The organism is Wolbachia endosymbiont of Drosophila tsacasi, from assembly GCF_028982115.1.
Classification (GTDB): Bacteria; Pseudomonadota; Alphaproteobacteria; order Rickettsiales; family Anaplasmataceae; genus Wolbachia; species Wolbachia pipientis_B.
The window spans coordinates 54,245-67,762 of the sequence record NZ_JAPQLJ010000048.1 but is presented as its reverse complement, the minus strand read 5'-3'; the positions used below and the strand labels follow the sequence as shown (position 1 = coordinate 67,762).

The window sequence follows — 13,518 nt, the reverse complement described above, 5'->3', positions numbered from 1 at the left end:
CGAATAACTGGTATGGATTTTACTAAAGTTCCAGGGCTTGATATACTAAGTATACAGACTATAATTTCAGAAACTGGTATAAACCATAATAAATGGTCAACAGAAAAACACTTTTCATCGTGGTTAGGACTCAGCCCTGCCAATAAAATTACAGGAGAAAAAGTGTTTAGCACAAGAACGCGTAAAGTCATTAATCGTGCTGCGAATGCATTTCGAATGGCTGCTAATTCTGTAGGAAATAGTAAAAGTTCATTGGGTGCATACTACAGAAGATTAAAAAAACGATTAGGAGCACCAAAAGCAATAACAGCTATTGCAAGAAAAATAGCATGCATATTTTATAGTATGCTCAAATACGGACAAGAATATGTAAAAAAAGGAATGGAATACTATGAAATACGATATAAGGAGAGAGCTGTAAAATTTTTGATCAAAAAGGCACGAGAATTTGGCTATACTTTAGTGCAACAAGAGGAGCTAGTTAAAGAAGTTTCTTAGAAGAAAGCGAAGTGTTACCCAAAATACTGAGAAATTTTAACGTATTTGTAGATGGTCGTGGTTATGCAGGAAAAATAGATGAAATTACGCTACCAAAGCTTACCATAAAAACAGAAGAGTACTGTGCTGGTGGTATGGATATTCCAATAAATATTGACATGGGCATGGAAAAGCTTGAAGCAGATTTCACTTTTGCTGAATACGATACAGAGCTCTTTCGGCTATTTGGGTTGATAAATGGAAATTCGGTATCTTTGACGCTCAGAGGTGGAATGCAAGGTAGTGGAAGTAATGATATTGGAGCAGTAATAATCAATTTAAGAGGCATTTTTAAAGAATTTGATTTTGGTAACTGGAAACCTGCTGAGAAAGCAACGCTGAAATGTACTGTAGCTGCCCATTACTATAAACTTACTATAGGCGGTAATGAGCTGATAGAAATCGATGCTGAAAATATGATTAGAAAGATAAATGGTGTTGATCAAATGGCCTTGCTACAAACGATTCTAGGGATCTAATATGGTTGACAAAATTACATAAAAATGTTAAAATATAAGAAGTTGTAGGTATATAGTTAATATGGATTCTAAAGCTCATACAAATTCCATAGAGCAGCTAACTGGTTTGCTTGTTAGTGTAGCACAATCTCAAGACAAGTCCGTTTTAAAGTTATTAACTGAATTAATGGAAGAAGAAATTGAAGATATAGAATTATCTAAGATTGCTGACAAACGCTATAAAGAAAAGAGGGTTAAACATCAAGATGCCTTCTGGGATTAAGCCTTACAATATAGACTATTCAGAATCTGTTATAAAGAAAGACATTCCGGCTCTTCCAGCAAAAGTAAAGTTAATGATTAAGAAGGCAATAATGGAGCGTCTAACAGTTGATCCAATTGGATTTGGAAAGCCATTAAAACATAACTTAAGTGGATAACGCAGTCTACGGGTGAGTACCTATCGTATACTTTATTATATAGATGTACCAGAACATACAGTAGTTATTACTTCAATTGAACACAGAAAAGATTCTTATCAAAGCTAATCCTATTTATAGCACCATACAAAGAAATTAGTTATGTAAAAGCTGATATAGACTTTTATTTAATTAAATTTTTAAGGAGGAACATACAAGCTATAACACTTAATAACCCAATAACAGTTGATGGAATTTCTGTCTCAGAACTTACTGTTAGACGTCCAAAAGTTAGAGACTATCTTGCAATTGAACACTTAAATGGTAGTGACCTTAGTAAAGAAGTAACTTTGACTGCCAATTTGACATCAGTTGCAAAAGAAGCAATTGAAGAGTTAGATATTGCTGATTATGTGAAAATTCAAGAGGTATTAAAGGATTTTTTTTCACCGATTATCCAAAAAACTTGAGATTAGAAGTATTAATGTTCAGCTCTGTTGTAGGAGGCGGGGTTGAACAAATACTTGATATGGAGATTAATGAATTTATCTTATGGCATAAAGCAGCGAGGAAGGTATAATGTCAACGTTATCTATAAAAATTGGAGCAGTCCTAGATGGCAGTTTCAGTACTGTAATAAAAGGAAGTAGCAGTCAACTTACTCATCTTGGTGAGAATATAAGAAAGCTTGACTCATCTTTAAAATCAGTATCAAAGTTTAAGCAGTTAGGTCATGATGTTTTGACTAGCAAGAGGTCATGGAAAGGCTTTGAAGATCAAGTAAAATATTTAGCTAAACAAATGAAGGCAATAGAGAAACCGAGCAAAACTTTAAAAGCAGAATTTGACAAGGCCAAAACCTCCGCAATAAAAGCAAAAGAAGCATATTTGAAAAAGAGAGATGCTTTGCATTCATTTAATGAAGAAGTAAGAAAAAGTGGAAGAAATATTAAGTACTTAGTAAGTGACCAACATAAACTTGGCTCTTCTATTGAAGTATTAAAAGGTAAGTATGGTAAGCTTGGATCTGCAATACGTAGTCACCAAAGTTTTTTAGCAAGCAAAGCACATTTTAAGTCACAAATTATAGAGACTATTGGGCTAGGGCTAACGCTTGCAGCTCCAGTTAAAGTTGCAATTGACTTTGAAAGTGCTATGGCTGATGTTACAAAAGTGGTAGATTTTAAAAAAGGAACGGATGAAGCAACTAAATTTGCAAAGAAGTTAAAAGAGATGTCACGTACTATACCATTATCAGCCACAGAACTGGCACAAATAGCTGCAAGTGGTGGTCAACTTGGTATCAAGAAAGAAGATCTTTTTATGTTTACAGAAACAGTGGCAAAAATGTCTACAGCATTTGATATGTCTGCAGAGCAAGCAGGTGATTCTATAGCTAAACTCTCTAACGTTTATGGAATTGATGTTAGTAAAATGGAATACGTTGGTAATGTAATCAATCACTTATCAGATAACACTGCTGCCAAAGCAAAAGATATGGTTGAAGCTCTAGCAATAGTTGGTGGTACTGCAAAACAATTTGGTCTTGACATCAAGGAAACAAGTAGTTTAGTAAATGCCTTCGTTAGTTTAGGTAAACAACCAGCAAAAACTGCAACTGCTATAAATGCTCTACTTAGTAAACTTCAGACTGCTGAAGAACAAGGAGGGGATTTTAAAGCAGCATTAGAGCAAATGGGAATAACTGCAGAAGAAATAGTACAAAGAATAAGCGAAAACGGCGAAGAAGCATTACTCTACTTTTTTCAAGCTCTAAAGAAAATGGATAACCAGGAACGTTCTACAATCCTTATGAAACTTTTCGGTCAGGAATATCAAGATGATATTGCATTATTAGCTGGAAGTTTTAACAAATACGAAAATGCTATAAGGTTACTAGCTGACACAGAAGAGTACAAGAGCTCGTTGCAGAAAGAATTTCAAAACCGTGTAGACACCACAGCCAGTAAATTACGACTTCTTCGCAACGCAATAGCTGAAGTTGGTATGAACCTGGGTTCAGTGATGCTGCCTACTTTAAAATCTATAGCTGAATTTTTACAAGAAAAAACTAGAAGCATAGCGTTATTTGCAGAAAAATATCCAACTTTAACCAAAGCAATCATGGGTACTGTAGCAGCCTTGATAAGTTTAAAAGTTGTAGCAGTGGGACTAGGATACGGATTTACATTGCTAAGAAGTACGATTTTTAGTCTGAAAGCAAACCTACTTGGAGTATTTTCATTTTTATCAGCTACAGTTTTTCCTGCAGTAATAACAGGACTAAGAGCAGTAACACTCGCTATAATGAGTAACCCTATAGGACTTTTAATTACTGGACTTGTCACTGGCGCAGCACTTGTTATAACTAACTGGCAAAAGGTAAAAGACTTTTTCTCTAGCTTTTGGAAATCGATAATAAAACCCATAGAAGAAGCTTTTTCATGGATAGGTGAAAGTATATTTGGAAAAGTATTGGGAAATAGCCCACTGAAAGAGTTTGAAAAAAGAAAAACTGAAGTAAAAGCAGTGCACACTCCCCTAAAAATTAATATTCTCAACAGTGGAAATCCTGTGCTAGGTAACAGTATAATTAAAGAATTTTCAAAGAGAAATAAAAATAGCTTCAGAGTCAAAAGCCTTATTGAGGAGACAGAGAGCGATAAGATATTTGCAAGGAGTAAGTTTGAAAATAAAGAACAAAATAAAACTCAGAACATCACTAATAATTACACTATCAGCATTAAAGCAGAACCTAACCAAGATGTTCGTAGTCTTGCAAATGAAGTAATAAAAAGGATAAGAGAAAAGTCACGTGATGTTTTATTTGATACGGTAGAGACATTTTATTGATGCTATCTCTTGGTCCGTATAAGTTTGCTTCCACAAGTTTAAAGTATAGCAGAGAAAATCGTTGGAGCACGATTGAGTGTATTGAAAATATGCCACTATTACAAAATATCGGTCAAGGTGTAGAAAATATAGATTTAGAAGGAATGATTTATCTGCATAATCTCAACGTGCTAAATCAATTAAAGAGTGTGAAAGAAACTGAAAAACCACATATTTTAGTAGATAGTTTAGGTAATATTTTAGGACAATTCGTAATTACTAGGTTAGAAGAAAAGCAGATGTATTTTTTACCTAATGGACTACCGAGAAAAATTGAATTTAGTTTGAGTTTAAAAAGCTATAGATGACTATATACTATGTGAGTAAAGAAAATGAGATGTTAGATCTGATTTGCTGGAAACATTACGGATTTACTGATGGAGTAGTGGAATTAGTACTAGCAGAGAACTTGGGTTTGGCAGAATATGGAAGCTTTTTGCCCGCAGGATTAAAGATAAAGCTTCCTACTATTAAGAAAATAGTACAAAAGTCAAAATTAAAGGTCTGGGAATAAATGCAGCCAGATTTTATAATAGATAAATGTGAATCAATTAAAGATAGAGTTATATCATTGCACCTTACAGATGAATCAGGAATAATAGATGATGTAGTTGAAGTGTGTGTTGATTACAGGGATGAAAACATAGATATTCCGAATGAATTGAACATAGCACTAGGTTATAAGGAAATTGGAATCTTTCCAATGGGTATATATACAGTCAACGAAGTGACTATACAGGGTCCACCTAAGACTCTACTAATCAAAGCTCATGCAACAAATTTAAGAATATCTTTGAAGGCAAAAGTATCAAAAGAATGGCGCCAAATTACCATAGAAAACTTAGTAAAAGAAATAGCCCAAAAACATGGATATGGATACAAAGTCGCTGAGGAATTTAAGAATATATTGATACCCCATATTAATCAGGCAGATGAAAGTGATATAAGTCTGTTAACAAAGATCGCAACAGAGCGTGAAGCAATGGCAAAATTAGCTGGTGGGTATATATTGTTTATTTCAAAGAATATGGCAAAATCAGCCACAGGAAAAGCTTTAGGAACAACGACTATTAGACCTCAAGATACAATTAACTGGAAAGTGCATTTTACTGTACGTGATAAGTATAATTCAGTAGTGGCAAAATGGCATAGCTATGAAAAGGGTGAAACTATTAAAGAAACAGTTGGTAGCGGCGAACCAAGTTATATTATGTTAGAAATGTACTCAAATGCAGAATCAGCACTAAGTGCAGCAAATGCTAAGTTAAAACAACTAAAGCGAAATAATGCAGTATTGGATATCACTATACCTGGTAATCCAGATTTATTTGCAGAAGCTAAACTTAATCTTATAGCTTTTAATCAAGCGGTAGATGGTGAATGGATAGTTAACAGAGCGGAGCATACTTTAAATAGCTCAGGTTACCTTACTATGTTGTCAGCATCTTTGAGTAAGTAATGTTAATAAAAAATGAGTAAATGATCGTTATGACTTCTAACGTAGGGTTATTGTAGTGCCCTATAGAATCATTATAGTTAGCAAATCCACCAGTTGATACAGCGGACATTCCGTGACATATTGCGTCAAATAGTGTCATACTAGCCAGATAATAGGAAAATATACATAACAAAATTAGGCCATAATATATTGCTATAATATGAATTACTACGCTTCGCGTGTTCGGCAACTTCCTTTTTGTAGCATCTGAATATTCAGAATAAAGTAAATTATTTAGGCTGAGAATCTTAAACATAGGAAAAACTGCAATTCCTAAAGTGATTACACCAAAACCCCCCATGCCGTGTAGCATTGCTCTCCATAGCAGTATTCCCGGAGATTGTTTTTCAATATCATTAAATATAGTTGCCCCTGTGGTTGTGATGCCAGATATCGTTTCAAATAATGCATCAACATAGCTCAGATTATCAAAATAGAAAGGAATAGCTGCAAACAAAGACAAGGCAATCCAGACGCAACTAGTAATTGCAAAAATTGCCGGCATGCCATTTAATTTACCGAGTAAAATAAAAATTACGCCAGATGTGCAGGTAATTATGAATCCAGCGAGAAAATTTTTCCATTCGTAGCTGAGATATTTATTAGTAATAGCAGGAATAAGCATTGCTAAGCTAAGTAACAATAGGAATATTCCCACAATAAATACAATTGAACGTAAAGTTTGTAAACGTTGATGATTTTTCATAATACTTGACTTGCTTGTAAATATGTGTGATAACAAAACTTATTATAGAAAATAGAGGTAAAATATGACTGAATTAACTAATACGCAACAACAAATTCGAACTTCATTAATTACAGCAATCATCAATAACAACCTTAAAAAGGTCCAGGACATATTTAACAATGATGAATATGATGATATACAAGCAGCTTTGATACGGAGAGCTCCGATTGGTGACAAAGATGTCATTTTACATTTTGCTATTACTCGCCTTAAAGCTGTAGTTAAAGATCAAGAAAATCTTGAAAAAAGCGTAAAGATCATTGAACTAATTTGGCAGAAAACTAATCAAAAAATTCGTGGTTCTGTGTGTGGCTATGCAATAGAGAGTTTTCAAAACTTTCAAAGAGAAACTGGCCTTAGTTACATACCTGCTCTTAAAACACATATTCAAGAAATAGAAGAGCACAGGAGAGTAGAGAATCTTATTATTACACTAATATTTATAATAATAAGTCTTGATGTTAATCAAGTTAAAGCAGCATTAGAGAATTGTGGTACAGATGCAGCAAGGGTTTTAGAGCGAAAGGTATATTGGAATAATGGAAGAGTAGATGCCTTTTTAGTTTATCCTCTGAAAGTTAAATGTAGTAAAGAATTGAACCAAGAAGATGTGGAAAATATAAAAGAGATCACTAAACTTCTTTGGGATAAAGCTTCCCCTGATGTTCGTGACTTCTGGCTTGAAAGTTACATAATTAATGAAGAAGGTCAAATTACAGGAGATAACTATATAATAGATTCTCTTGAAGAGCGACAAAGAATGTATGCTAATATAGCTGGTGAGGGATGGCTTGAAGACTTGATTAAAGAAGTTAAGGATTAAAAAAGAGCAGAGAGGAGGAGCTTAGTAAACGTGTATTGGAAGATATTGAGGAAAAAAAACCTATTGCAGATAACAAAACCCCAGAAAAGAACGATACAACCTTCTGGAGTAAACACAAAGGGAAGATTGCTCTAAGCATTGTTGGACTATGCGCAGCTGGTGCTGTTGTAGCCTATGTGCTAGCGTATCCTGCAGTTGCACTGGCTTTAGCAGTTTTGGCAGCAGTTATATTAATAGGTGCTGGTATTGCTAAGGTTTTAGAAGATCCAAGTGTAGAAGGATTGTCTACATCAAAGAAACAAGGAGCGTAGCATTAATCAATATAATGTGATATATAGTAAACGATGTCATTCCAGTCTGGAATCCAGGAAACTTTAGCAAGCAAACTGATTTGGTGAGTATAAAAAATGGAAACCTGGATCCCAGTGTCACGCACTGGGATGACAAAAAAAGGAGGCTGCTGGGATAACAAGGAGAAGGAAGTGTTGCCGTCACATTATATCATGAACCTTTGCTGAAGCTTTCTTTATATCTTCACTTGAAAGTAGGATTAAACCAAGCCTAGATAGGTACCCATCTTCAATGCCGATCGAATCTATAATTTCTTTTATGAATTCTCTTAATCCATCAACAGTATCCAGGTGTTCTTTCTTTATATAAAGGTATAGAGGTCTTGCTAATATATATTTTCCCGATGATATATTTTCGTAAGTTGGCTCAATTCCTGCAATTGTGCTCCCTTGTATTTTATCTTGATTCCTCATTAAAAAGCTAAAACTAAATATCCCTAAAGCGTTCTTGTTACTTTTCAATTTTTGTATTATTATGTTTTCATTAATTCCAACTTCTATATACCTTCCGTCATCCCTTATATTACCACATGCTTTCTTTCTTTCTTCCTGATCTTTATAATTCTCTTTGAAAATTCTCGAGTTCATGCATGAATATTGATCAAGCATAATAGAATTAACCAAAGTTTCGTATGTGCCTGTATTTTGATGTGGACCATAAATTTCAATTTCTGTTTTTGGTAAGGCTTGATTTATATCAGACCAAAACTTCTTATTATTTTTTACTAATTTATCATTTTCTTGAGAATATGCAGATAAAGTTTCAAATAAGTCCTTCTTTGTGAAATCAAATCTATGGCTTTGATTTGAATTTGCAATGACAATTCCATCATAGCCAATGATGATCTCTATCACTTCATTAATTTTATTTCTTTTACATAGTTCTCTTTCTACTTCCTTCATAGGGCGAGATGAAGTGGTGATGTCTGGCGTGTCTTCCCCTATTCCTGAGCAAAACATTTTGAACCCTGATCCACTTCCTATCGATTCCACAACTGGAGTCTTAAAAGAGAATACACGATTGAACTCCTCGGCTACAAATGAGATAAAAGGAAAAACGGTTGAAGATCCAACAATTCTGATGTATTTCCTGGCATCAGCATTTGACAGCGGCGTGAATAATACGAATACAAAAATCAGGAAAAAGTTTCTAAGCATTATTTTTAGTTAAGAATATAAATCTAATTATTGTAATAAAAAATCAAACTGAAAAGCTTTAATTTTCTCTTGTGATTGATCTATAGCTAACCCAATTGACCGCTATTTCAATTGCATGAACATTGTAACAATGGTGTCTGCAAGCAGCTTACTGTACGAACATTGTGATTTGAGAGCAATTTCCACTAGGAGGATGTCATCCCAGCGCCATGCGTATAACTGTACGAACATTGTGATTTGATACAAGCTACTTGCATGACAAAAGCTACAGTTTACATTTAAATTTTATTTTATATTATTGTAAGTATTACACAACTTTAAGGGGCAATTATGGCAGTTATGCCAGATAAATGGATAAGAGAAAAAGCTGAAAATTTTGGAATGATAGAGCCTTTTGTGGATCACAAAAGCAGCAAAGGTGTCATATCTTTCGGACTATCATCTTATGGTTACGATGCAAGAGTGGATAATAAATTTAAAATTTTTACTAACGTTAATTCAGCCATCGTGGACCCTAAAAATTTCTCTGAGAATAGTTTTATAGATAAAGAAACAGGCGTATGCATAATTCCACCAAATAGCTTTGTGCTTGCAAGCACAGTGGAATATTTTCGTATACCAAGAAATGTACTGGTCATTTGTGTTGGTAAATCAACTTACGCAAGGTGTGGAATTATAGTAAACGTTACTCCCTTAGAACCTGGATGGGAAGGTCATGTCACACTCGAATTCTCAAATACCACCCCACTTCCTGCAAAAATTTACGCTAATGAAGGTGCATGCCAATTCGTATTTTTAAGCGGCAAAAGTGAGTGTGAAAAATCATATGATGATATGAAAGGAAAATATATGAATCAGCATGGTATCACTTTGCCGCTGGTGAAGTGATTGCCATGAGAGTGGTAATTTTTCACTTCCGCACTTTTTCATTGTTGCTTACAATGATTATAGCTACATGGTTTACTCGTGTGCTTTTCTTAATTAAAAACTTTAACTATTTATTATAAGCTATTGAATTTCCTACTATTTAGTGGCAAATTGTCATCCAAGTGGCTGTAAAACGACAAATTCGTCATTCCGCTACTAGTTAGCGGAATCTATGCCGAGATACCGCGAATGAATCGCGGTATGACGGTTCGTGGCAGCATAACGATAAGCTCGTCATCCCGCTGCTTGTTAGCGGGATCTATCCGCGGCGGCATGACGTAGAGCCTACATTAGCTATAGAAACAAAAAGGAGGATTATCATGTCCACAATAATTTTATCATCAATTTTTGGTCAAGCAGGCAGCATTTTTGGGCCAATTGGCCAGATTATCGGTTCAGAACTCGGTGCTCTTCTTGGTGTGCAGCTAGATGGTGCGATGTTTAGCCTTGATGCTGAGCAGAAAGTAACGCATGGTGCGAGGCTAAAAAATCTGCAAGTTCAAACCTCAACCTACGGCAGGACAATTCCGATTATCTATGGCACTGCTCGCATTGCAGGGAACATTATTTGGTCACAGCCAATAAAAGAAGAGGCGATAACCACCAAAAGCAAAATTGGAAAAGGTATGAATGTTGAGTATAATTACTATGCAACGCTTGCAATTGCGACCTGCAGGGGGAAAGTAGAAAAATTAAACAGAATCTGGGCAGATACAACATCACTTAGCTTTGATGAAATAGATTATACTTTTTACAGCGGCAGAGAAGACCAAGATCCCGATCCATTTATGTCATCAATTGAAGGAGAGAGAAATGTGCCGGCTTACAGGGGAATATCTTATATAGTCATCAAGAATTTTCCTTTAGCAGACTATAATAACCGCGTTCCAGTATTCACATTTGAAGTGCAGACTATATTAAAGCCTAGCGGATTTTCAGTAGTAGAAAATATTCAGAATATCAATATAATACCAGGCTCAGGAGAGTTTGTATATGATACAAAAATACAGAAGAAAATCGCGCAAGAGAAAATAAGCAGCAACCAATATATCCCATATGGGCTGGCGCAAAGGGTAAATCATAACAACCACACTAAAAAGAGCGATGCAGTGCTTTCTTTGGATCAATTAAAGGGAGATTTACCAAATGTTGAGTGGGTATCGGTAGTAGTCAATTGGTTTGTGAATGATCTGAACATTAAAGATTGTAAAATATACCCTGCAGTTGAATTTCAAGATGATTCCGCAATATTACCTGATGATTGGCAAGTAGGAAGTAGTACCAGAGATGATGCTCAGCTAATTTCAAAAGATGATAATGGAAACCCAAGATATGGTGGCACAGTTAGTGATTCAGCGCTAATAAGATATATAGAAGAGCTACACAGCAGAGGCTACAAGGTGATGCTCTATCCAATGCCCTTGCTTGACACAGAAAACAAAGAGTGGCGAGAAAGATTGAGCGGGACCCCTGGGGATATAAGTGATTTTTTTAAGAATCAGTACAACAAATTTATAGAGCATTATGCAAGCATTGCCAAACAAACTAAAGTGGAAGGGTTTATCATTGGTTCTGAATTTGTTGAACTTACCAAAATCAGAGATGAACAAGGTAATTATCCTGCCGTTATAGAGCTAGTTAAGCTTGCAAAGCAGGTGAAACTTGATCTTGGAAAGGAAGTAACAGTTACCTACGCCGCAGATTGGAGTGAATACCATTCATATGATGGTTGGTACAATATGGATGAACTGTGGTCTTCGGAGTATATCGACGTTGTTGGCATAGATGCTTATTTTCCACTGACTGATGGGCCAGAGCCTCCTTTTGGTTATTCCGCGGAAGATGTAATGTGTGGTTGGAGCAGTGGAGTGGGGTATGATTATTTCTATGATTACTCAAAAAGTGAGCCTGAAAAAGTAAAGTATAACGACAGCAGGTATGCGTGGAAAAATATAGAAAAATGGTGGAGTGAAGCTCACATAAACCCCGGCGGTAGTAAAACAAAATGGCAACCAAAAATGAAAAAAATATGGTTTACTGAATATGGATTTCCCAGTATGAACGGCTGCACTAATGAGCCAAATGTGTTTGTTGACAAAGGCAGCATAGAGAGCAAATATCCACGATATTCAAACGGAGAGGTGAGCTTTCTTTCGCAAAAAATTGCAATTGAAGGAATGCTAAAAAAGTGGCAAAGCTCAGAAATGGTAGAAAAAATGTTTCTCTGGGCATGGAATGCAAGGCCATTTCCTTACTTTCCCAATTTATGTGATGTGTGGGATGACTGCCATAACTGGCAGACAGGCCATTGAATCCAGGGAAAAATTTCACAACTCAATATTTCTGACGTGTTATCTGATTTGCTGCAAAAGGCAGGTTTAAAAAATGATCAGTTCGATACAAGCAACGTCAAAGGGTTATTGTCTGGATATGTGATAAACGACCAGCAACCCGTACGTTCAATTATTAAAATGCTGCAAAGTTGCTATTTTTTTGATGTGGTTGAACAGGACTCTAAACTGAAATTTGTTCAAAAGGGCAGGGAAGTTACAACTGTAATGCCAATTGGTGAAACGGTTTTCAGTAACAATTCAAAGCAAATGCAACTTGTTAATATTAGTCAACTGGATTTAAACAATAAAGTTAACGTTGTTTATTTTAATCGCAATTTTGGCTATCCAATTGATGTTAAATATGCTGAGTTGCCAAAGCAAGGCACTGCTATAACAGTTGAAATACCGCTCATTATGGAGGAAGGAGAGGCGCAAAATATCGCTGAAGTTTTACTTTATTCTTCGTGGCAAGAGAGAAATATATACAATTTCAAGCTGCCGATAAAATATGCGTGGCTTGTGCCAAGTGATGTAATAACGATTTTAGACGTTGAGAAAAAGCATACGGTGAGAATTGTAAAAACAAAATTTGAAAGCATGGCCATTCAAGTAAGTGGTGTTGGTTATGACAGCTCCATATATAAGCTTTCTTTTCCTTCAACAAGGTCACTTATGCTGAAGGAACACCCTCCTTCTCACATCAGCAAAACCATCATAGAAATAATAGATTTACCGCATGTTAAAGGTAATAGCGCAAGCTTTACTTTAATTAATGAGGAAAAGAATTGGAAAGGAGCAACACTCTTTATTTCGTACAACGATAAGGATTATAAGCCTATCGCAAGCACAAATAAACAGTCTACTTACGGATATGTAATAGAATCTACCGACGAGGGGCTTATAGTAGTGCTACGTTTTGGTGTATTGAGTTCTTCATATAACCATTATTTAAGTGATGGTGTCATTCCAGCGCTTGACCATATTTCTCCTGGATCCCAGTGTCTGGGCACTGGGATGACAGAAGAGGGTTTTACAAGCACTAACGTTAGTACTATAAATGTAAGCAATTTAGCACTGGTTGGAAAAGAGATAGTAAAATTTCAGAGTGCCGAACTTATAGATAAAAATAAATATAAGCTTAGTAACCTGATTAGAGGGCAAGAAGGCACTAAAGAGCATGAGCATATAGGACGTGAGAAATTTACCTTACTTGATGATTCAATAATTTTTTTTGAAGTGCAATCAGGGAGAAAATTTTACCTCAAAGCAGTGACTTATGGTAACTCGCTGGAAAATACGGAAGTAAAAGTGATAAATTCATTTAGTAATTAAAATTTAATAAATACACATTAGAATAAACATAAATACTGTTAAT

General features: G+C 35.3%; 15 protein-coding genes and 1 pseudogene. 13 read left to right on the top strand and 3 right to left on the bottom strand.

Annotated features, from left to right (window positions below; genetic code table 11):
- The 9 genes from OZD70_RS04085 to OZD70_RS04045 form a co-directional block, all read left to right on the top strand.
- On the top strand, positions 1-498 hold a 498-nt coding region (locus OZD70_RS04085; protein WP_275020072.1), incomplete at its 5' end, for a transposase.
- Positions 499-509: 11 nt separating this feature from the next.
- Positions 510-1,016 (top strand): phage major tail tube protein, encoded by a 507-nt coding sequence (locus OZD70_RS04080; RefSeq protein WP_182182943.1) that lies wholly within the window; start codon positions 510-512, stop codon positions 1,014-1,016.
- Between the two features lie 61 nt (positions 1,017-1,077).
- Positions 1,078-1,278: a hypothetical protein gene (locus OZD70_RS04075; protein ID WP_275021075.1), complete on the top strand. Its 201-nt coding sequence runs from the start codon at positions 1,078-1,080 to the stop codon at positions 1,276-1,278.
- Positions 1,262-1,435, top strand: a complete 174-nt coding sequence (locus OZD70_RS04070) for a type II toxin-antitoxin system RelE/ParE family toxin (RefSeq protein ID WP_275021073.1) — start codon at positions 1,262-1,264, stop codon at positions 1,433-1,435. The genes OZD70_RS04075 and OZD70_RS04070 overlap by 17 nt, the downstream gene beginning before the upstream one ends.
- A gap of 191 nt (positions 1,436-1,626) precedes the next feature.
- The gene (locus tag OZD70_RS04065; protein ID WP_275021088.1) at positions 1,627-1,884 is read left to right on the top strand and encodes a phage tail assembly protein; all 258 of its coding nucleotides are present in this window, start codon (positions 1,627-1,629) and stop codon (positions 1,882-1,884) included.
- A gap of 109 nt (positions 1,885-1,993) precedes the next feature.
- The gene (locus OZD70_RS04060; RefSeq protein WP_275021071.1) at positions 1,994-4,267 is read left to right on the top strand and encodes a phage tail tape measure protein; all 2,274 of its coding nucleotides are present in this window, start codon (positions 1,994-1,996) and stop codon (positions 4,265-4,267) included.
- A complete protein-coding gene (locus tag OZD70_RS04055; protein WP_275021086.1) occupies positions 4,267-4,614 on the top strand; it encodes a phage tail protein in 348 nt (115 codons plus the stop codon). The genes OZD70_RS04060 and OZD70_RS04055 overlap by 1 nt, the downstream gene beginning before the upstream one ends.
- Positions 4,611-4,820, top strand: coding sequence for a tail protein X (locus tag OZD70_RS04050; protein ID WP_010081876.1), 210 nt, complete (start codon positions 4,611-4,613; stop codon positions 4,818-4,820). The genes OZD70_RS04055 and OZD70_RS04050 overlap by 4 nt, the downstream gene beginning before the upstream one ends.
- The gene (locus tag OZD70_RS04045; RefSeq protein WP_275021069.1) at positions 4,821-5,765 is read left to right on the top strand and encodes a contractile injection system protein, VgrG/Pvc8 family; all 945 of its coding nucleotides are present in this window, start codon (positions 4,821-4,823) and stop codon (positions 5,763-5,765) included. It begins immediately after the preceding gene.
- Here OZD70_RS04045 and OZD70_RS04040 read toward each other — a convergent pair.
- Positions 5,737-6,510, bottom strand: a complete 774-nt coding sequence (locus tag OZD70_RS04040) for a potassium transporter TrkG (RefSeq protein WP_275021065.1) — start codon at positions 6,508-6,510, stop codon at positions 5,737-5,739. The two genes, OZD70_RS04045 and OZD70_RS04040, sit on opposite strands and share 29 nt — an antisense overlap.
- A gap of 64 nt (positions 6,511-6,574) precedes the next feature.
- Between OZD70_RS04040 and OZD70_RS04035 the strand changes: the two genes are divergently transcribed.
- Complete coding sequence (locus tag OZD70_RS04035; protein WP_275021063.1) at positions 6,575-7,375, top strand: hypothetical protein; 801 nt, start codon at positions 6,575-6,577, stop codon at positions 7,373-7,375.
- Positions 7,376-7,410: 35 nt separating this feature from the next.
- Positions 7,411-7,686, top strand: a complete 276-nt coding sequence (locus OZD70_RS04030; protein WP_275021061.1) for a hypothetical protein — start codon at positions 7,411-7,413, stop codon at positions 7,684-7,686.
- Between the two features lie 2 nt (positions 7,687-7,688).
- On the opposite strand, the gene OZD70_RS04025 is transcribed toward OZD70_RS04030, so the two are convergent.
- Together OZD70_RS04025 and OZD70_RS04020 are read right to left on the bottom strand one after the other, a co-directional pair.
- Positions 7,689-7,847 (bottom strand): hypothetical protein, encoded by a 159-nt coding sequence (locus OZD70_RS04025; RefSeq protein WP_182182936.1) that lies wholly within the window; start codon positions 7,845-7,847, stop codon positions 7,689-7,691.
- Between the two features lie 19 nt (positions 7,848-7,866).
- Positions 7,867-8,883: a substrate-binding domain-containing protein gene (locus OZD70_RS04020; RefSeq protein WP_182182934.1), complete on the bottom strand. Its 1,017-nt coding sequence runs from the start codon at positions 8,881-8,883 to the stop codon at positions 7,867-7,869.
- Positions 8,884-9,213: 330 nt separating this feature from the next.
- On the opposite strand from OZD70_RS04020, the gene dcd reads away from it, so the two are divergent.
- Both dcd and OZD70_RS05925 read left to right on the top strand, forming a co-directional pair.
- On the top strand, positions 9,214-9,771 hold the full coding sequence (gene dcd / locus OZD70_RS04015; RefSeq protein WP_182182933.1) for a dCTP deaminase: 558 nt from the start codon (positions 9,214-9,216) through the stop codon (positions 9,769-9,771).
- A gap of 359 nt (positions 9,772-10,130) precedes the next feature.
- Positions 10,131-13,475 (top strand): annotated as a pseudogene (locus OZD70_RS05925) (glycoside hydrolase/phage tail family protein).
- Positions 13,476-13,518: the final 43 nt, after the last annotated feature.